This is a genomic window from Variovorax sp. DAIF25, assembly GCF_050711835.1.
In the GTDB taxonomy this organism is placed as follows: Bacteria; Pseudomonadota; Gammaproteobacteria; order Burkholderiales; family Burkholderiaceae_C; genus Variovorax.
In genome coordinates this window covers 1,528,076-1,547,459 of the sequence record NZ_CP136636.1, presented here as the reverse complement: position 1 = coordinate 1,547,459, position 19,384 = coordinate 1,528,076, and the positions used below count along the sequence as shown (strand labels likewise).

Sequence of the window (19,384 nt, the reverse complement as noted above, 5' to 3'; positions counted from 1 at the left end):
TTCATCCTTCCTTGCCGCCCCAGTGGACGACCTTGTTTTCGAGCGCCCGCGCCAGCAGGTCGAGCAGGTAGCCGAGGATCGCCATGATCAGCGCGCCGACGATCACGACGTTGGTGAGCAGGAAGTCGGAGGCCGACATCGCCATGTAGGCGATGCCCGCGTTGGTGGCGATCATCTCGGCGCCCACCAGCATGGTCACGCCCAGGCCGATGCTCACGCGGATGCCGGTGAAGATGCCCGGCAGGCTGGCCGGGAAGATCACGCGCCGGAAGATCATGGTGCGCGAGGCACCGAGCGCCATCGCGGCCTGCACCTTGCGCCGGCCCACCGCGCGCACCGCCTGCATGGCGCTGATCGAGAGGATCGGGAACAGCGCGAGCACGATGATCACGATCTTCGAGACCTCGCCGATGCCGAACCAGATGATGAGAAGCGGCAGCAGCGCGAGCTTGGGCATCGGCCGCGTGATCTCGATCGGCGGATCGAGCAGCGCCTTCACGGTCTCGTTCATGCCCATCCACAGCCCCAGCGGCACCGCCACCAGCACCGTGAGCCCGAAGGCCACGCCGAAGCGGAACAGGCTGATGCCCAGGTGGTGCGCGAGCGTCTTGCCCTGGTAGCCGTTCTGCATGAGCTGCAAAAAGGTGTTCCACACCGACATCGGCGAAGGAAGGAACAGCGGCGCGACCAGCGGCTGGTCGCCCACGATCGGCACGGTGATCAGCAGCCACAGCACGAACAGCGCGGCGAAGGAGCCGAGGTTGATCCAGCGCGCGCGGCCGCGGGCGCCGTTCGGCCGGTTCGGTGCGGCGCTCATCGCTGCGCCTCCTGGTGCTGCGCGGCCAGCGCCTCCTCGCGCAGCAGGCCGAAGATCTCGGCCTTCATGCGCGCGAACTCGGCGCTCGCGACCACGGCCGGATCGTCGCTCTGCGCGAAGCCGGGATGGAACTTCGCCTTGATGCGGCCCGGGCGTGCCGACATCACGACGATCTCGGTCGCGAGGAACAGCGCCTCGTCGATGCTGTGGGTGATCCACAGCACGGTCTTGCGCGTCTCGTGCCAGATGCGCTTGATCTCCTCCTGCAGCAGCTCGCGCGTCTGCGCGTCGAGCGCGGCGAAGGGCTCGTCCATCAGCAGGATCTCGGGCGAATTGGCGAGCGCCCGCGCGATGCCCACGCGCTGCTGCATGCCGCCCGAGAGTTCGTAGGGATAGCGCTTCGCGAAGCCCGTGAGGCCGACCATCTCGAGGTACTGCGAGGCGATGCGCGTGGCCTCGGCGGCCGACTTGCCCGTGGCCAGCGGCCCGAAGGCCACGTTCTCGATCACGCGCATCCAGGTGAACAGCGCGCCCTGCTGGAACACCACGCCGCGGCGCGGATCGGGGCCGCGCACCGGCTGGCCGTCCATCAGCACGCGGCCGGCCGTGGGCTGCTCGAAGCCCGCGAGGATGTTCAGCAGCGTGCTCTTGCCGCAGCCCGAGGGGCCGAGCAGGCAGGTGAAGGCGCCCTCGACGATGTCGAGCGTGATCGGCTCCAGCGCCTGCACCGCGTCGGGGCCGTCGCCGAAACGCTTGGAGACTTCCTCGAAACGGACCTTGGGCGTGCCCGCCTGCTGCGGTGGCAGTCCCATGGCCTCAGGCGGCCATCTTGGCGACGAAGCTCGAATCGACGAGCCCGCTCAAATCCTTCGGCATGGCCGAGATCTGCGCCGACTCCAGCAGGAACTGCGCCTGCGTCTGCAAGGTCTTGAGCACGCCCGTGTCCTTCTCGCCGGGCTTGCCCATCCAGTGGCTCTGCAGCTGCTCGCGCGCGGGCACCGGGTAGAAGGTGTTGAGCGAGCGCATCACCGCGGCCTCGTCGACGTTGAGGAATTTGGTCATGGTCTCGACCACTTCCTTCGGTTCCTGCTTGAAGGTGCGCGCGATCTGCTCGTAGTCCTTGAGGAAGGCCAGCACCAGGTCGGGCGACTTCTGCTTGAACTCGTCGCGCACCAGCAGGCCGTCGAAGATCAGCAGGTTGTTCTTGTTGAGGTCGCCGGTCTTGAAGATGATCTTGCCGCCGTCGTCGGTCAGGCGCGGCAGCACCGGCACCCAGATGTAGCTGGCATCGATCTCGCGGCGCTGCCAGGCCGAGGCGATCTGGTCGGCGCGCATGTTGATGAGCTGCACGTCCGCCAGCCCGATGCCCGCGGTCTTGAGCGCCGCCACCGCCGCGAAGTGCACCGAGGTGTTGAACGGCAGGCCGATCTTCTTGCCCTTGAGCCCCGCCACCGTGGTGATGCCCGAGTTGCCCTGCACCACCAGGCATTCGCTGTCGACGATGTTCTTGTAGACGTAGACCATCGAGGCCTTCAGCCCGTTGGCGTAGCCGACCATCATCGGGCTGGAGCCGATGTTGCACATGTCGAGGCTGCCGCCGGCCATCGCCGCGATCACCTCGGAGCCCGCGCGCACGGTCACGAAGTCGGCGCTGGTGCCGGCGCCGAAGGTCTTGGCCGCCATGTTCTTCGCGCGGATGTAGTTCTGCGCATCGATGGCGCCGAAGGTGCCGAGCTTGACCGAGCGCGCCTGCGCGGCGGCCGGGCCCGAGGCCCCGAGCAGCAGCGAGCCGGCGGAAGAGGCCAGCAGCATGTGGGCGCTGGCCAGGTGGAACTCGCGGCGGGAGAGATTCAACTTCATGCGACGGCCTTTCTTCGAACAGACGAAGGAACTGGAGCCCCGGCAACGAGGCCTTGGCCGCACTTTAGGCGATCAGAATATATTCTGTCTACGCAGAAACCCGCGCCAGCCGCTTTTTCAGGGCTTGAGCAGCCGGATCAGGTAGCGCGAGCCGTGCGTCAGGTCGTCGCGCATCGCCTGCCCGAGCGCGTCGCCGTCGCGCCGGCGCAGGGCGTCCATCGCGGTCAGATGCGTCTCGTGGCCCGTGAGACTGCCGCAGTACTGCGGGAACAGCAGGTTCAGCGTGGGGCCGACGCGCAGCCACAGGCTCTCGATGATGCGGATCAGGATGGCCTGGCCCGAGGCTCGATATATCGAGAGATGGAATTCGGTGTTCTCGAGCAGGGTGCGGTGCGCGTCGCCAGCCTGGATGGCCGCCAGGTGCGCCTGCACCACGCCGTCGAGGCGCTCGATCTCGTCGTTCGAGATGCGCGGCGCGGCCTCCTTGGCCGCCAGGCATTCGAGCTCCATGCGGATCTTGAGGATCTCGCGGTAGGTCTCGACATCGAGGCGCGGCACGCGGATGGTGCGACCGTTGACCACCTCGAGCCCGTGCTCCACCACCAGCCGCTGCACCGCCTCGCGCACCGGGGTCAGGCTCACGCCCTGGCTCTCGGCCACGCCGCGCACGGTCAGCACCTGCTCGGGCAGCAGCGCGCCGGTCATCAGCGACTGGCGCAGCCGCTGGTAGACCTGGTCGGTCAGCGTGTCGGCGCGTGCGCCCTGCCCCTCATCGCGCAACGCCGGTTCCGCATGGGCGGCACGGCGCGCGCGCGGACGGACCTCGGGTCGGCGGGCGGTGGGCTTGGAGGCGGGCATCGGGGGTCGGCTCGGTGGGATTGTGGCTTGAATATACTCTGCCGCCTCCAGCCGCCCGGGCGCTGGCTCAGGCCGGCGCGACGCGGCGGCCGCGCCCCATGACGCGGTAGAGCAGGAAGGCCGCGATCGAGACGTTGACCAGGTTCCAGCCGATGCCGTTGAGGAAGGCCGCGTGGTAGCTGCCCGTGAGGTCGAACACCTTGCCCGACATCCAGCCGCCGAGCGCCATGCCGAACAGCGTGAACATCAGCACCGTGCCCACGCGCGCGCCCGCCTCGGAGGCCGGGAAGTGCTCGCGCACGATGATCGCGTACGAGGGCACGATGCCGCCCTGGAACAGGCCGAACAGCGCCGACACCACGTACAGCGGCACCAGCCCGTCGAAGGGCAGGAACAGCAGCAGCGCCACGCACTGCAGCGCGCCGCCGAGCAGCAGCGTGCGCAGCCCGCCGATGCGGTCGCAGATGGCGCCCGACACCAGCCGGCTCACCACGCCGAAGGCCAGCATCAGCGAGAGCATCTGCGCGCCGCGCGCGGCGCCGAAGCCGAGGTCGCTGCAGTAGGCCACGATGTGCACCTGCGGCATCGCCATCGCCACGCAGCAGGCCACGCCCGCCACGCACAGCAGGCCCTGCGCCGTGCCGGCGCTGAAGCCGAAGGGCCGCGCGAGGTTGCGCACCGCGGCACCACCGGGGCCCGCCACGGGCGGCGTGGCCACCGCGGCCGGCGCACGCGCGCGGAAGAAGAAGGCCAGCGCCACCATCGTGACGCTGCAGAACAGGCCCATGCCGATGTAGGTCTGGCGCCAGCCCACGGTCTCGATGAAGTGCTGCACGATCGGCGGCCACACCGCGCCCGCCACGTAGTTGCCGCTGGCGCAGATCGCCACCGCGATGCCGCGCCGCTTGACGAACCACAGCGAGGTGTCGGCCACCAGCGGCGCGAAGGCCACCGAGCTGCCGAGCAGGCCGACCAGCAGGGTCTGGGCGATGGTGAAGGAGACGATGCCGCCCGCGAGGCCCGAGGCGACGTAGCCGAGCCCGAGGCAGACCGCGCCGCCGAGCAGCGGCCACATCATGCCGAAGCGGTCGGCCAGCTTGCCCATGAGCACGCCGCCGATGCCGAAGCCCAGCATCAGCAGCGTGTAGGGCAGCGAGGCCTGCGCGCGGTCGATGCCGAACTCGGCCTGCACCGAGGGCAGCATCACCGACACCACGTACATGCCGCTGCTGCCGACCGTCATGATCAGCAGCGTGAGGCCCAGCCGCACCATGGCGTAGCGCGAATCGGGCTGGTGGGAGGGGTGGCGTGCGGCGAGCGTCTCCGTCATCGTTCTCTTTCTTGTCTTGCATGCGTCCGTCGGGAAAACGGCGAGGTCGAGCATACAAGGCAAGCCGCGCGGGCGCACGAGCGCCCCGCGCCGCGCGTCGGCGGCGCCGCCATGCGCCGGTGCGCGTCAGGCCAGCGACGGCGCGACGAGCGGCTGCGCGGCCGAGGCCTTGGGCATCGGACCGCCCGGCCTGGGCTTGTCGTCGCAGCCGGCGGCCATCAGGCCGAGGCAGCAGCAGAGTGCGAGGAAGAGGTGTCGCATGCGAGGCATGCTAGGACCGACCAGGGGGTGGTCAAGTCGGACGCCGCGCCGATTAGAACGTCGTCTTGCTCCTTCCCCCTCTGGGGGAAGGTCGGGATGGGGGCAGGCGGCGCATCGTGCGGAGGCTGCGTGCCCCCACCCCAGCCCTCCCCCAGCGGGGGAGGGAGAAAGAAAGAAAACTCAGCGCGCCGGCCGCTCGCCGGCCGCGAGGCGGCGCTCGATGTCGTCGAGCACCGGCATGAGCTCGGCCACGCTGTCGATCACGTAGTGCGCGCCGGCCCCCTTCAGTTGCTCGGTGGCCTGCTCGCGGCGTGCCTGCTGCTCGGCGGCGCCCAGCGCCTGCCATTCGGCCAGGGTCAGCCCCATCACGTTGCCGCTGACCGCGAGGCCCACGGCCCAGGTGCCGGCGTTCAGGCCTTCCTCGAGGCCCACGCCGGTGTCGTCGACCTTCACCACGGCGTGGGCCGGCCACACGCCGAGGTCGGCGAAGCAGCGGTACATCATCAGCGGCGAAGGCCGGCCGGCCGCGAGGTCGCCCGCGCACACGAGGTTGTCGGGCACGTAGCCGCCCTGCGCGGCGATGGCCGTGACCACCTCCATGATCGGGCGGTTGTAGCCGGTGGTCGAGCCGATCTTCAGGCCGCGCGCACGCGCGGCGGCCACGGCGTCGAGCGCGCCCGGGATGAAGTCGGCATGGTCGCGCGCGCTTGCGGCATTCATCGGCGTGAACACCTCGTAGAGCCGGTCGACGTCGGCGTCGCCGAAGGCATGGCCATGCTTCGCCTCCCACTGCGCGGCGATGCGCGGCTGCGAGCCCAGCGCCTTGATGTGGTCCCATTTGGCCATGCCCATCGGGCCGCGCGCCTCGGCGATGGTGATCTCGATGCCGAACTGCTCGAACAGCTTCACGAAGGCGCCCATGGGCGCGCAGGAACCGAAGTCGAGGATGGTGCCGGCCCAGTCGAAGACGACGGCCTGGAGCTTGGAGGAATGGGTGGCGGACATGGACAGGGACTCGCGTGAATGAAAAGGGATCACCAGCCGGCGAACACGTCGTGCGCGATGCCGAAGCCGGTGCTGGCGCCGGTGCCGCTGGTGACCAGCACCACGCGGGTCGCGTCGTCGGGCGCGTCGATCACGCAGGGCGTGGTCTTCGAGGAGGGATAGACGCCGTTCCAGCGCTCGACGATCTGCGCGCTCTCGAGGTCGAGCGTGCTGCGCAGGTGGCGCAGGATCAGGCGGTCGACCTCCTCCAGCGCGAAGGGCTCGGGCGCGGCGGCGTAGTGGTGCGAATCGCCGACCACCAGCGAGCCGTCGGCACTCTGCACCACGATCAGGTGGATGCCGTGCGCGAGCGAAGCGGCCTCTTCCTGCTGCAGGCGCTCGCGCAGCGCGGCCGCCTCGGGCAGCGTGCTGTAGCCCTCGTAGCGCACCAGGCTCAGGTCCATCATCACCGCGCCCGGCAGCCGGAAGCCGGCCTCGGGCTGCACGCGCAGCATCTGCAGCCGGCACAGCGTGAGGTCGTGGGCGGCGATGCGATCGGCGAACAGGCCGTGCAGTTCGCTGTTGGTGCAGACCACCACGCGCTCGGCATGCAGCTCGCCGCGCGAGGTGCGCACGCGCGGCGTCTGCACCTCGAGCACCGCCTCGCCGAAGCGGAAGGTCACGCCATGCGCGCGCGCCAGCCAGGTGGCGAGCCGGGCGATCGCGGTGCGCGACTCCACGCGCAGCTCGTGCGGACTGAACAGCACCGAGCGCGCCTCGGCCAGGTGCAGCGCGGGCGCCTTGGCCTGGGCCTCGGCGGCATCGATGAGTTGGCAGGCCTCGCCCATGGGCGTGCGCATGAAGGCCTCGAGCACCGCATGCGCCTCGGGCCGGTAGGCCGCGAGCCACAGGTGGCGATGGACGATGTCGATGTCGGCCTGCGGCGCGATCTCCTGCCACACGTCGCGCGAGTGCATGGCGCGGCGCCAGCTGTCGCCCGGCGCCTGGCCGGTCACGGTGATGAGGCCGAAGTTGCGGATCGAGGCGCCGATGCAGGCGGCGTCGCGCTCGACCACGCAGACCCGCAGGCCGCGCTTGGCGGCGGTGTAGGCGTGCGCGAGACCGACGATGCCGGCGCCGACGACGATGACGTCGAAGGAGGAAGAATTGGGAGCGGCGGTCAACGGTGTCTCCAGGCTTGGGTGCGCGCGAGCGCCCAGTGGCCGGCCAGCGCGAACAGGCCGCGGCCGGCGGCGGCCGTGAGCATGATCAGCGAGGCCATGGCCGCGGCGGGCGCCACGTCGCCGGCATCGTCCATGTTGAGCACGGCGATGGCGGCCAGCGTGGTCTGCGGCGAATAGAGGAACACGACGGCCGAGACGGTGGTCATCGCGTTGACGAAGAAATAGCCGCCGACGTTGAGCACCGTGGGCAGCGCGACCGGCAGGTGTACGCGCCACAGGGTGCGCCAGAACGGGATGCCCATCGACTCGGAGACCAGCTCGTACTCGCGGTCGAGCTGGCGCAGCGCGGTCAGCGAGGTGAGGTGCGCGACCGAGAAGAAATGCGCCACGGTGCAGACCACGAGGATGGTCATGCTGCCGTAGATGGCGCGCAGCGGGTTCGAGGGCGAGATGAAGAAGAAGATGTAGCCCACGCCGAGCACCAGGCCCGGCACGGCGAGCGGCAGGTTGGCCAGCAGGTTCAGCAGTTCGCGCAGCAGGCCGAAGTGGCGCGGCTTCTCGACCAGGTAGGCCGAGACGAAGGTGAGCAGCGCGCCCGCCACGGCGGCGCAGACCGCGAGCCGCAGCGAGTTGAAGTAGCTGCCCCAGCCGCCGCCGTCCATGTTGCTGAAGTCGTAGTTCTTGAACGAGGGCGCGAGCTGGTAGGGCCAGTAGGTGGCGAGCGAGGCGAACACGGCCATGCCGATCATCACGAGGATGGCGCAGGCCGTGAGCGCGCAGAACACGAGCAGCGCGCGGTCGCGCGTGCGCACGGGCTCGGGCTGGTAGGGCGTGGCGCGCGCCGACAGCGCCGCGGCCTGCTTGCGACGCACATGGCGCTCGACCAGGAAGGACAGCACGGCCGGGATCAACAGCACGAAGCCCACCACCGCGCCCATCTGGAAGTTCTGCTGCCCGACCACCTGCTTGTAGATGTCGGTCGCGAGCACGCCGGTCTGGCCGCCCACCACCTTGGGCACGCCGAAGTCGGTGATCACCAGCACGAACACCACCATCGCGGCCACGATCAGCCCGTAGCGCGTGGACGGCAAGGTGACGGTGCGGAACATGCGCCAGCGCGAAGCACCGAGGGTCTGCGCCGCTTCGTAGAGGCGGCCGTCGGAGGTCGCCATCGCGGTGGTGAGGATCAGCAGCGCATGCGGCAGGGTCCAGAACACCGAGCCCAGCACGATGCCCAGCGGGCCGTAGATGGACGCGCCACCGAGCAGGCCCTTGAACAGGCCCTGGTTGCCGAACAGGTAGACCAGGCTGATGGCGGGCAGCAGCGAGGGCGCGAGCAGCGGTATCAGCGCGACGGCGCGCAGCACGCCCTTGGCCGGCATGCACGAGAGCGTGAGGCCATACGCGTAGACGTAGGCGATGGCGGTGCAGATCACGGCGCTGATCGCGGCCAGCCAGAGGCTGTTGAAGGCGGACTGGACCAGGGCGGGGTTGTCGAGGTAGCGCGCGAAGTTGGCCAGGCCCACGAAGCCGCCCTCGCGGTCGAAGAAGCTCTGGCCTACGAGTGCGCTGACCGGGAAGGCGACGATGACCAGCAGCAATGCGACGACGAGCAGTACCGCGGCGCCGGTGAGCCAGCGTTCGCGGTCTACGGCGTTGGCGCGTATCGGCGCTGCGGGGATTACTGCAATGGCTTCTTGGGTGCTGCTCATTTTGATTGTCCGGGGCGCGTGCACAGGACAGCGGGTACTTCCCTCCGCGAATGTCCCCCGCCTTCGGCTCCTCCTTGATTTCGCTGCGGGAAGCACCCACTGCCCTGTGCACGGAGGCGCAGCAGTGGTGCGGGCCGATTCAGCCGCCGCGTCCCAGGCTCACGTCGATGGGGTACTCCCCGCAGCGAAATAAAGGAGGAGCCCGAAGGGCGGGGGACATTCGCGGAGGGGAGTACCCCGTCGGCGTGAGTCCGCCCCGAGCGGACCCTATCGAGAGCCAGAGCGCAAGACGTCATTCAATGCGCCAGCACCGACAGCGCATGCAAAGGCAACTGGATATGCACCATGCTGCTCGGCACCAGCGGCTCGCCGCCATTGCCCTGCGCATCGGCCGGCAGCTCGGCCTCGATCTCGATGCCCAGCGGCTCGCAGGCCAGGCGCGCGGCGGTGCGGTTGCCGAAGAACTCGGTGTCGAGCAGGCGCGCCGCGAAGCTGTTGGCACCGAGCTCGGCACCGAAGCGCTTCACCACCACGTGTTCGGGACGGATGCCCACGGTGGCCTGCGAACCCACGCTGAGGTTGCCGGGAGCGCAGAACAGCTCGGCGTCGCGCACGCGCACCTTGCCGTCGGCCAGCACCGTGGCCGGCAGCATGTTCATGCGACCCACGAAGCCCGCGACGAAACGCGTGCGCGGCTGGCGGTAGAGCTCGTCGGGCGTGCCGGCCTGCTCGATGCGCCCGTCGTGCATCAGCACCACGCGGTCGGCCATCGAGAGTGCCTCTTCCTGGTCGTGCGTGACCATGATGGTGACGATGCCCAGGCGCTTCTGCAGCGCGCGGATCTCGGTGCGCAGGCTGGCGCGCACCTGCGCGTCGAGCGCCGACAGCGGCTCGTCGAGCAGCAGCAGGCGCGGATTGGGCGCGAGCGCGCGCGCCAATGCCACGCGCTGCTGCTGGCCGCCCGAGAGTTGTACCGGGTACTTGTCGGCATGCGCCGCCAGGCCCACCAGGTCGAGCATCTCGCGCGAACGCTTGGCCATCTCGCGCGCCAGCGCGCCCGTGGGATGCAGGCCGTAGGCGATGTTCTGCGCCGCCGTCAGGTTGGGGAACAGCGCATACGACTGGAACACCACCCCGAAGCCACGCGCCGCCGGCGGCAGGCCCGCGATGTCCTGGCCGCCGAGCAGGATCTGCCCGTGGTCCGCGCGCTCGATGCCGCAGACGATGCGCAGCAAGGTCGTCTTGCCGCAGCCCGAGGGGCCGAGCAGGCAGACGAACTCGCCCGGTTCGATGTCGAGGTCGATGCCGTCGAGCACGCGCGTCGCGCCGAAGGACTTGCCGATGCCGCGGAGGGAAAGAAAACTGGTCATGAGGGTATCCACCGTTCGCCCTGAGCCTGTCGAAGGGCTGCTTCGATCGCGCCAGGCTTCGACAAGCTCAGCCCGAACGGTTGGGCATGCATCAGAGTGGCGCCTTCTTTTCCGACTTCGATTCGTAGCGCTTGGACCACTCGGCCAGGATGCGGTCGCGGTTCGCGGCGGCCCAGGTGAAGTCGTTCTTGGCCAGCAGCTTCTCCACGTCGCCCGGCACGAACTCCAGCTTTTCCTGGATGCCCGGCAGCGCCAGCACCGCGAAGTTCTTCGCATAGAGCTCGTTGGCCTGCTTCGTCACGGCCCAGTCGGCCAGTGCCTTGGCGGCTTCCTGCTTCTTGCTGGTCTTGATGATGCCGGTGGCTTCCATGTCCCAGCCCAGGCCTTCCTTCGGCAGCACGATGTCGATCGGCGCGCCGTCGCGCTTGGTCTTGTTGGCGCGGTACTCGAAGGACATGCCGAGCGCGAACTCGCCGGCGCCGGCCTGGCGGCAGGGCTTGCTGCCCGATTGGCTGTAGATGCCGATGTTCTGGTGCAGCGCGTCCATGTACTTCCAGGCCTTGTCCTCGCCCATCATCTGGATCCAGCCCGAGACCATCAGGTAGCCGGTGCCCGAGGCGGCCGGGTTGGGCATCGTGATCTGGCCCTTGTAGACCGGGTTCGTCAGGTCGGCCCAGCTCGTGGGCTTGGGCAGGTTCTTCTTGGTCGCTTCGGCGGTGTTGAAGCAGATGGCCGAGGACCACACGTCCATGCCGACCCACTTGGGCGGATTGGCCGGATCGCGCATGGTGGGCTTCACCGCGTCGAGGCCCTTGGGCGCGTAGGGCTGCAGCATGCCTTCCTTGTCGAGCAGCATCAGCGAGGTGGCGGCCAGGCCCCACACCACGTCGGCCTGCGGGTTGGCCTTCTCGGCCAGCAGCTTGGCGGTGACGATGCCGGTGGAGTCGCGCACGAACTTCAGCTCGATGGTCGGGTTCTCCTTCTCGAACGCGGCCTTGTAGGCCTGCACCTGGTCGGCCTCGAGCGCGGTATAGACCAGCAGCTCGGTGCGGCCCTGGGCGGTGGCGGCGAAGGCCAGCGAAAGCAGGGCGGGCACGGCGGCCCAGCGAAGACAACGACGCAGCATGGTGAGATCCCTCGGGAAAGAATTGGAGCGAAAAACGGGAGAAAAACGAAAACGCAACACGGTGGCGCAGGCCTGCCGTGGACGCGGCGATGCTGGCAGCGGCGTGTGACAGGGATTTGTCAAACGCGTGCGCCAGGGCCCGCCAAGACCCTCTTTTCGAAGCGGCCCGCGCCAGCGGTCACGGCCTTGTCATCGAGATCCGCGAACTTCGGTGTGCTGTCGCCCGCGCTTCGTTTCAGAACAATGACACTCGACCTCGCCGAGATCGCCCGCCTTTTTGCCGAACGCGGCGGCGTCGCCTATGCGGGCGAGCCGGTGTCGCAGGCCGAGCATGCGCTGCAATGCGCCTGGCTGGCCGAGCAGGCCGAGGCCGGCGATGCGCTGGTCACGGCCGCGCTGCTGCACGACCTGGGCCACATGCTGATCACCGAGCACCAGACGCTCGAGCGCTCGCCGACCGAGCTCGGCATCGACGACCGCCACCAGTACATCGCGCTGCCGCTGCTGCGCGGCGCCTTCGGCCTCGAGGTGCGCGAGCCGATCCGGCTGCACGTGGATGCCAAGCGTTATCTCTGCGCGACGCGGCCCGACTACTTCGCGCGGCTCTCGCCCGATTCGGTGCGCAGCCTGCAACTGCAGGGCGGGCCGATGAACGACGCGGCCGCGCGGCGCTTCGCCGACCATCCGTGGTCGGGCGATGCGATCCGGCTGCGGCTGTGGGACGAGGAGGCGAAGGTCGAAGGCCTGAAGACGCCGCCGCTCTCGCACTTCCTGGCGACCGCGGCGCGCGTGATGCTCGACACCTACTGAGGGCGGCGCAGGCCGGTCGCATGCCGTGCCGGCATGTTTCAGCCCGGTTTAAGAAACATTTGTCTACTATGGCCTCCTCACGATGACCGGCGCGCCTGCGCCAGCGAGGAAAGCCAGCATGTCCCCCACCGTCAACGAACGCGCCCAGACCTTCCTGCAGGTGCTGCGCCGCGTCTTCAAGCTCGCGGCGCCCTACTTCCGGTCCGACGAGAAATGGAAGGCGCGGCTCATGTTCGCGACCATCGTCGCGCTCAACCTGGGCTACGTGTACGTGGCGGTGCTCGGCAACCAGTGGTATGGGCGCTTCTACGATGCGCTGCAGAACAAGGATGCGGCGAGCTTCTGGCGCGAGGTCGGCGTGTTCGGCTGGATCGCCTTCTTCAACATCGCGGTGCAGGTGCTCAAGTTCTATGTGACGCAGCTGTTGCAGCTGCGCTGGCGCACCTGGATGACGCGCGAGTACATGTCGCGCTGGATGGCCGACCGGACCTTCTACCACCTCGAGCTGGCGCGCTACGCCGGCAAGGAAGGCCAGGCGCCCGACAACCCCGACCAGCGGATCCAGGAGGACGTGCAGATGTTCACCAGCGCCACCATGTCGCTGTCGATGGGCCTGCTGAACGCGGTCGTCACGCTGATGAGTTTCATCGGCCTGCTCTGGGGCCTGTCGGGCAACTTCTCGTTCACCTTCAGCGGCACCACCTACCAGGTGGTGGGCGCGATGGTCTGGATCGCGCTCGCCTATTCCATCGTCGGCACCGCGATCACCCACTTCATCGGCCGCCCGCTGATCGGGATCAACTTCCGTCAGCAGCGCTACGAGGCCGACTTCCGGCACCACCTGATGCGCGTGCGCGAATACAGCGAAGCGGTGGCGCTGGACCACGGCGAGAAGGTCGAGCGCGCCCAGCTCGACACGCGCTTCGGCAACGTGCTGCGCAACTACCTGCTGCTGATCAAGCAGCAGAAGAACCTCGTCACCTTCACCTCCTTCTTCGGGCAGGCGGCGGTGATCTTTCCGTTCCTCGTCGCGGGGCAGCAGTACTTCGGCGGCGCCTTCCAGCTCGGCCACCTGATGCAGATCGGCTCGGCCTTCGGCAAGGTGCAGGAGTCGCTGAGCTGGTTCGTCGACAACTACGACAGCCTGGCCGTCTGGCGCGCCACCGCGGACCGCCTCTCGAGCTTCGACGAGGGCATGACCGCGCACGCCGCGCGCCCCGAAACGCTGGAGCGCGCGCCGGCCGCGGCGCTGAGCACGCAGGACCTGTCGGTCGCGCTGCCCAACGGCACGCCGCTGCTCAGCGGCGCCGCCCTGTCGGTGCAGCCCGGCGACAGCGTGCTGGTGCAAGGTCCCTCGGGCAGCGGCAAGTCGACGCTGTTCCGCGCCTTCGCGGGCATCTGGCCGTTCTCGAAGGGCCGGCTCGAGGTGCCCGAGGACGTGGCCTTCATGCCCCAGCGTCCCTACGTGCCCGACGGCAAGCTGCGCGATGCCCTGACCTATCCCAACCCGTCGACGGATTTCAGCGACGACCAGTTGCGCCAGGCCCTGGCCGATGCGCTGCTGCCCGACCTCGTGGCACGCCTCGACGACAGCGACGCCTGGGGCCAGAAGCTCTCGGGCGGCGAGCAGCAGCGGCTCGCGATCGCGCGCGTGCTGCTCAAGAAACCGCGCTGGATCTTCGCCGACGAGATCAGCAGCGCGCTCGACGCGCCGGCCGAGCGCACCCTCTACCAGCGGCTGGCCGGGATGGTGCGCGAGAAAGGCGGCGCCATGGTCTCGATCGCGCACCGCGCCGCGGTCGGCGAGTTCCACAGCCAGCGCTGGACGCTGGTGCCCGAGGCCGAGGGCGCGCCCGCGCGCTACCGCGTGGAGGTGGTGCCGGGCACGGCCGGCTCGGCATAGCGCGCCCAGCCCCGGGCGCGCAGCTCGCACGCCGGGCACTCGCCGCACCCGTAGCCCCAGGCCTGCCGGTGCGTGCGGTCGCCCAGGTAGCAGGTGTGGGTCTCCTCCACGATCAGGTCGACCAGGGGCTGGCCGCCGAGGCGGTGCGCGAGCTGCCAGGTCTCGGCCTTGTCGATCCACATCAGCGGTGTGTCGATCACCAGCCGGCGCTCCAGCCCCAGCGACAGCGCGAGCTGCATCGCCTTCATGGTGTCGTCGCGGCAGTCGGGGTAGCCCGAGAAGTCGGTCTCGCAGACGCCGGTGACGATCACCTGCAGCCCGCGCCGGTAGGCCAGCGCGCCGGCCAGCGTGAGGAACAGCAGGTTGCGTCCCGGCACGAAGGTGTTGGGCAGGCCGTCGGCCTGCATCTCGAACGCGACCTCCTCGGTCAGCGAGGAACCGCCGAGCTGGGCCAGTGCCGCGAGCGTGAGCACGTGGTCCTGGCCCAGGCGCGGCGCCCAGTCGGGAAAGCGCTCGCGCAGTGAGGCCAGGATGCCGGCGCGCACGTCGAGCTCGACGCGGTGGCGCTGGCCGTAGTCGAAGCCCAGGGTCTCGACGCGCTGGTACTTCGAGAGGGCATCGGCCAGGCAGGTGGTGGAGTCCTGCCCGCCGGAGAACAGGACGAGGGCGGTGGTATGCAGGGGCATGGTGGGCTCGAGGAATGAATGGCAAGGCGCATCGCTGCGCGGGAACGACGGAGCTGTAGTCCGAACGCGCGATTTTCGCAGCCCGCGCCGCCGGCGCTACCCGCGGCCCCCGGGCCTCGCTACGATGGCCGCGACACCCCACCCACCCGCACCGCCGCCATGACCACCAAACACCTCGCCGCCTGGGCCGCCACCTTCCTGGTGATGGCGCTGATCGATTCGCTCTGGCTCGGCGTGATCGCCAAGAACCTCTACCAGCAGGGGCTGGGCCACCTGATGGCCTCCGAGCCGAAGCTGGGCTTCGCGGCGCTGTTCTACCTGCTGTACCCGGTGGGCCTGGTGTTCTTCGCGGTGCTGCCCGGCGCCGAGGCCGCGAGCCTCGCGCGCACCGCGCTGCTGGGCGCCCTGCTCGGCCTGTTCGCCTACGCCACCTACGACCTCACCAACCTCTCGATCATGAAGGGGTGGCCGCTGGGCCTGTCGCTGCTCGACATGGCCTGGGGCACCTTCGCGAGCGGCGTGGCGGCGATGGCGGGCGGGGCGGCGCTGCGCTGGGCCACGTCGCGCTGAACCGCCGAACCCCTTCGGCCGGGCGCGGCGCGTCCTTTTTTAACGGCGCGTCGAACTTTTCATGCCCGCGTGCATCGCGTCACGCAACAGTCACGCGGCATCCCTAGATTGCATTTCCGTGAACGGCGCGCAGGAGGCGCGCCGAACGAAAAACCATCCAGGGAGTTGCATGACCCGACACTTCATTGTCCCGGCGCTGCTGGGCGTTTCACTGCTGCTGTCCGCCTGCGGCGGCAGCGACAGCCACGGCGGCCTGCTGCCGCTGGCTCCGCCCCCCACCACCAACCCGCCGGCCGCGGAAGCCCCGAAGAACATCCTGTTCTTCCTCGGCGACGGCATGGGCATCACCACGCTGACCGCCGCGCGCATCTACAAGGTCGGCGAGGACGGCGACCTCACGATCGACACGCTGCCCGAGACGGCCTTCGTCCACACCTATTCGAACGACGCCCAGGTGACCGACAGCGCGCCCTCGATGTCGGCCTACATGACCGGCGTGAAGATGAACAACGAAGTCATCTCGATGAGCCCCGAGACCCAGGCCACCGATGCCGCGGGCAAGGCCTACCACGCCAGCTTCGACAGCACCTGCCCCGCGGGCAACGGCCGCGCGGTGGAGACGCTGCTCGAACAGAGCAAGGCCCGTGGCTACGCGACCGGCGTGGTGACCACCACCCGCATCACGCACGCCACGCCCGCGGCCACCTATTCGCACGTGTGCCACCGCGACGCCGAGAACACCATCGCCGCCGCGCTGGTGCCCGGCGGCGCCGGCTACAACGCCAAACTGGGCGACGGCGTCGACGTCGTCTTCGGCGGCGGCACCGACTACTTCACGCCCAAGGAAGACGGCGGCAAGCGCAACGACAAGCGCAACCTGATCGCCGAACTGAAGAGCGCGAAGTACGGCTTCGCCGCCAGCAAGGCCGAGTTCGACAAGCTGCCGGCCGACGGCGCGACCAAGATCGCCGGCCTGTTCACCAAGAGCCACATGGCCTACGACCTGGACCGCGATGCCGGCAAGGAACCGAGCCTGGCCGAAATGACCGGCAAGGCCATCGACGCGCTGGCCGCGCGCAAGAAGGGCTTCTTCCTGATGGTGGAAGGCGGGCGCATCGACCATGCGCTGCACGCCACCAACGCGCGCCGCGCGCTGCAGGACACGGGCGCCTTCGACGACGCCATCAAGCTCGCGCTCGACAAGATGAAGGCCATCGACCCGGGCCTGAAGAACACGCTGGTCGTGGTCACGGCCGACCACGACCACACGCTGCAGCTCAACGGCTATGCCGCGCGCACCGGCAAGACCGAGGCCGGCAAGCCGGGCGTGCTCGGCCTGGTGAAGGACTATGTCGATCCCAGCAAGACCAGCAAGGACGTGGACGACAACCCGTACACCATCATCGGTTTCGGCAACGGCCCGCGCCGCCTTTCCTCGCGCGGCCCGATCGGCGACGCCGAGCTCGAAGGCAAGGACTACAAGCAGGAGGCCGTGGTGCCGATGGACGCGACCAGCGACTCCGAAACGCATGGCGGCGCCGACGTGTTCCTCGGCGCGCAGGGCCTGGGCGCGGAGAACTTCTCCGGCGTGATCACCAACACGGACGTGTTCGGCCTGATCCGGAAGGCGGTCGGCCTCTGAGGCGCGAACCGCGGCCACCGACCCCATCACCATGAGCACGACCATGAACCGCATCACCCGCAACACCCGCCTGGCCGCCGCGCTCCTGTGCGCCGCCGCCGGCACCCTGGCCGGCAGCGCGCACGCCGCCGGCGAAGCCAAGAACGTCATCTTCTTCCTCGGCGACGGCATGGGCCCGGTCACCGTGACAGCCGCGCGCATCTACAAGGGCGAGAAGCAGCTCGCGGCCAAGCCCGGCTCGCTCGCGAGCCCGGAGCGCGCCAACCTCGTCATGCAGTCGCTGCCCTTCGCGGCGCGCGTGAAGACCTTCTCGCTCGACGGCCAGACCACCGACAGCGCGCCCTCGATGGCCGCCTACATGACCGGCGTGAAGATGCGCAACGAGGTGATCTCGATGTCGAGCGACACCACCGCCGTCGACGGCACGGGCATCCAGTACATCAACGGCGAGAACACCACCTGCCCGCCGACCAACGGCAAGGCGGTGGACACGCTGCTCGAGCTCGCCAAGGCCAAGGGCCGCGCGGTGGGCGCGGTGTCGACCACGCGCGTGGGCCACGCCACGCCGGCCACCACCTACGCCCACATCTGCAACCGCAACGGCTACAACACCATCGCCGAGCAGAGCACGCCGGGCCATGCCAACTACAACCCCAAGCTGCTCGACGGCATCGACGTGCTGATGGGCGGCGGCCAGCGCAACTACCTGCCGAAGTCGGTCAACCCGAGCAGCAAGCGCACCGACAACGTGGACCTGGTGGCCGCGATGCAGGCCAAGGGCTACGCCTATGTCGACACCGGCACCAAGCTGCGCGCCGTCGACACCGCCGCCACCGGCAAGCTGCTGGGCCTGTTCTCGCAGAGCGAGATGGCCTACGAGCTCGACCGCGTGAAGCAGAACCTCGACCAGCCGAGCCTGTCGGAGATGACCGAGAAGGCGCTGGGCGTGCTCAGCCGCAACGACAAGGGCTTCTTCCTGATGGTGGAGGGCGGGCGCATCGACCATGCGCTGCACGGCACCAACGCCAAGCGCGCGCTCGAGGACACGCTGGCCTTCGACGCCGCGATCCAGACCGCGCTCGACTACATGAACAGGAAGGACCCGAGCCTGAAGAACACGCTGGTGGTGGTCACGGCCGACCACGACCACGCGATCGCCTTCAACGGCTATCCGAAGATCGGCAACCCGATCCTCGGCAAGGTCAACGGCTACGCCGATGGCAAGCCGTCCAAGGCCGCCGACGGCAAGCCCTACACCACGCTGGTGTTCGGCAACGGCGGCCGGCCCAACGCGAGCGCGGCCAGCCAGGTCAATCCGGAAGACGGCAACAAGCCGTGGATCGCACCGGCGCGCGCGCCGAACCGCGACGACCAGAGCGCGACGAACACCGAGGACGACAACTTCCTGCAGGAGGTCGGCATCAACCTCGGCGCGCCCGGCTCCGAAACCCATGGCGGCGGCGACGTGATGCTGTTCGCCGGTGGCGCGGGCTCGAAGATCTTCAAGGGCACCCTCGAGAACATCAAGGTGTTCGACAAGGTCCGGCAAGCGGCGGGCCTGTGACGGCGGGCTCGAAACTCCAGGCGCTGCTGGCGGCAACGGCCCTCGCGGCCGTTCCGCTGGCGGCGGGTGCCGCGGGCGACGCCCAGGCACCGGACCAGAACCTGCGCATCCAGCACCACGTGCTGTCGATCGGCAAGGACGGCGTGCAGCGCGAGAGCCGCTACGCCGACCGCATGTTCCGCCGCGCCGGCACGGTGTGGATCGAGCGCGAGCTGCCCGCCGCGCTGCGCGCCGACCACGAGCACGAGGCCCGCGACGCCAAGGTGCACATCGGCCATGCGCATGCCGACAACACGGCCGCGCCCCTGTGGCTGCGCCGCGATGCCACCGGCAAGGTGGAGGTCGGCATGGTGCTGCGCGCGCAGCGCAAGGTGATCGAGGTCGACGCGGCCAACTACGGCAACGTCGGCTACGGCGGCTCGTGGGCCCATGCCTACTGGCTGGTCGATCCGGCGGTGCTGCCGCGCATGAAGTCCCTGGGCGCGGCCGGCCCGGGCGTGCAGCGCTACGAGCAGCAGCAGGGCGAGAGCACGGTGCGCATCGACTGGGACGTGGCCGGCCGCTATGCGCGCAGGATCGAACAGCGCAACGCGCACGGCACCTCGTTCAACACGATGACCGTCGCGCCGATCGCGGCACCGAAGACGCTGCCCTGGCAGACCGCCGAGGCCTACGAGCGCGGCGACTATTCGGACCTGCTGGACTGA

Annotated in this window: 18 protein-coding genes; 6 read left to right on the top strand and 12 right to left on the bottom strand. The window is 69.2% G+C overall.

Annotation, left to right across the window (positions count from 1 at the left end; translation table 11 throughout):
* Window position 1: 1 nt before the first annotated feature.
* From R0232_RS07130 to R0232_RS07080, 11 genes are all read right to left on the bottom strand, one after another.
* Window positions 2–817, bottom strand: a complete 816-nt coding sequence (locus R0232_RS07130; RefSeq protein ID WP_296780635.1) for an ABC transporter permease — start codon at window positions 815–817, stop codon at window positions 2–4.
* Entirely contained in the window at window positions 814–1,629 is an 816-nt protein-coding gene (locus R0232_RS07125; protein WP_431511693.1) for an ABC transporter ATP-binding protein, read from the bottom strand. The genes R0232_RS07130 and R0232_RS07125 overlap by 4 nt, the downstream gene beginning before the upstream one ends.
* 4 nt (window positions 1,630–1,633) lie before the next feature.
* The gene (locus tag R0232_RS07120; RefSeq protein ID WP_296780629.1) at window positions 1,634–2,677 is read right to left on the bottom strand and encodes an ABC transporter substrate-binding protein; all 1,044 of its coding nucleotides are present in this window, start codon (window positions 2,675–2,677) and stop codon (window positions 1,634–1,636) included.
* Between the two features lie 117 nt (window positions 2,678–2,794).
* Window positions 2,795–3,535 (bottom strand): GntR family transcriptional regulator, encoded by a 741-nt coding sequence (locus R0232_RS07115; protein WP_296800552.1) that lies wholly within the window; start codon window positions 3,533–3,535, stop codon window positions 2,795–2,797.
* 67 nt (window positions 3,536–3,602) lie between these two features.
* A complete protein-coding gene (locus R0232_RS07110) occupies window positions 3,603–4,865 on the bottom strand; it encodes an MFS transporter (RefSeq protein ID WP_431511692.1) in 1,263 nt (420 codons plus the stop codon).
* A 126-nt stretch (window positions 4,866–4,991) separates the two neighbouring features.
* Window positions 4,992–5,126: a hypothetical protein gene (locus tag R0232_RS07105; protein WP_256223075.1), complete on the bottom strand. Its 135-nt coding sequence runs from the start codon at window positions 5,124–5,126 to the stop codon at window positions 4,992–4,994.
* A gap of 180 nt (window positions 5,127–5,306) precedes the next feature.
* Window positions 5,307–6,131 carry a phosphonoacetaldehyde hydrolase gene (gene phnX / locus R0232_RS07100; RefSeq protein ID WP_431511691.1) on the bottom strand — a complete coding sequence of 275 codons (825 nt, stop codon included), beginning with the start codon at window positions 6,129–6,131 and terminating at the stop codon, window positions 5,307–5,309.
* 29 nt (window positions 6,132–6,160) lie between these two features.
* Entirely contained in the window at window positions 6,161–7,294 is a 1,134-nt protein-coding gene (locus R0232_RS07095; RefSeq protein ID WP_431511690.1) for a TIGR03364 family FAD-dependent oxidoreductase, read from the bottom strand.
* Window positions 7,291–9,006, bottom strand: coding sequence for a putative 2-aminoethylphosphonate ABC transporter permease subunit (locus R0232_RS07090; RefSeq protein WP_208512517.1), 1,716 nt, complete (start codon window positions 9,004–9,006; stop codon window positions 7,291–7,293). Before R0232_RS07090 ends, R0232_RS07095 begins: the two co-directional genes overlap by 4 nt.
* A gap of 296 nt (window positions 9,007–9,302) precedes the next feature.
* A complete protein-coding gene (locus tag R0232_RS07085) occupies window positions 9,303–10,376 on the bottom strand; it encodes an ABC transporter ATP-binding protein (RefSeq protein ID WP_431511689.1) in 1,074 nt (357 codons plus the stop codon).
* Between the two features lie 91 nt (window positions 10,377–10,467).
* The gene (locus R0232_RS07080) at window positions 10,468–11,502 is read right to left on the bottom strand and encodes a putative 2-aminoethylphosphonate ABC transporter substrate-binding protein (protein WP_431511688.1); all 1,035 of its coding nucleotides are present in this window, start codon (window positions 11,500–11,502) and stop codon (window positions 10,468–10,470) included.
* A gap of 243 nt (window positions 11,503–11,745) precedes the next feature.
* Between R0232_RS07080 and R0232_RS07075 the strand changes: the two genes are divergently transcribed.
* Together R0232_RS07075 and R0232_RS07070 are read left to right on the top strand one after the other, a co-directional pair.
* Complete coding sequence (locus tag R0232_RS07075; protein ID WP_057593793.1) at window positions 11,746–12,312, top strand: phosphonate degradation HD-domain oxygenase; 567 nt, start codon at window positions 11,746–11,748, stop codon at window positions 12,310–12,312.
* A gap of 118 nt (window positions 12,313–12,430) precedes the next feature.
* Window positions 12,431–14,215: an ABC transporter ATP-binding protein/permease gene (locus R0232_RS07070; protein ID WP_431511687.1), complete on the top strand. Its 1,785-nt coding sequence runs from the start codon at window positions 12,431–12,433 to the stop codon at window positions 14,213–14,215.
* Here R0232_RS07070 and queC read toward each other — a convergent pair.
* On the bottom strand, window positions 14,173–14,901 hold the full coding sequence (queC, locus tag R0232_RS07065; RefSeq protein ID WP_093355383.1) for a 7-cyano-7-deazaguanine synthase QueC: 729 nt from the start codon (window positions 14,899–14,901) through the stop codon (window positions 14,173–14,175). The two genes, R0232_RS07070 and queC, sit on opposite strands and share 43 nt — an antisense overlap.
* Before the next feature lie 159 nt (window positions 14,902–15,060).
* Here queC and R0232_RS07060 point away from each other — a divergent pair, with 159 nt between their 5' ends.
* From R0232_RS07060 to R0232_RS07045, 4 genes are all read left to right on the top strand, one after another.
* Window positions 15,061–15,471, top strand: coding sequence for a DUF2177 family protein (locus tag R0232_RS07060; protein WP_431511686.1), 411 nt, complete (start codon window positions 15,061–15,063; stop codon window positions 15,469–15,471).
* Between the two features lie 169 nt (window positions 15,472–15,640).
* The gene (locus R0232_RS07055) at window positions 15,641–17,113 is read left to right on the top strand and encodes an alkaline phosphatase (protein WP_431511685.1); all 1,473 of its coding nucleotides are present in this window, start codon (window positions 15,641–15,643) and stop codon (window positions 17,111–17,113) included.
* Window positions 17,114–17,144: 31 nt separating this feature from the next.
* Complete coding sequence (locus R0232_RS07050; protein WP_431511684.1) at window positions 17,145–18,677, top strand: alkaline phosphatase; 1,533 nt, start codon at window positions 17,145–17,147, stop codon at window positions 18,675–18,677.
* The gene (locus tag R0232_RS07045) at window positions 18,674–19,384 is read left to right on the top strand and encodes a hypothetical protein (protein WP_431511683.1); all 711 of its coding nucleotides are present in this window, start codon (window positions 18,674–18,676) and stop codon (window positions 19,382–19,384) included. Before R0232_RS07050 ends, R0232_RS07045 begins: the two co-directional genes overlap by 4 nt.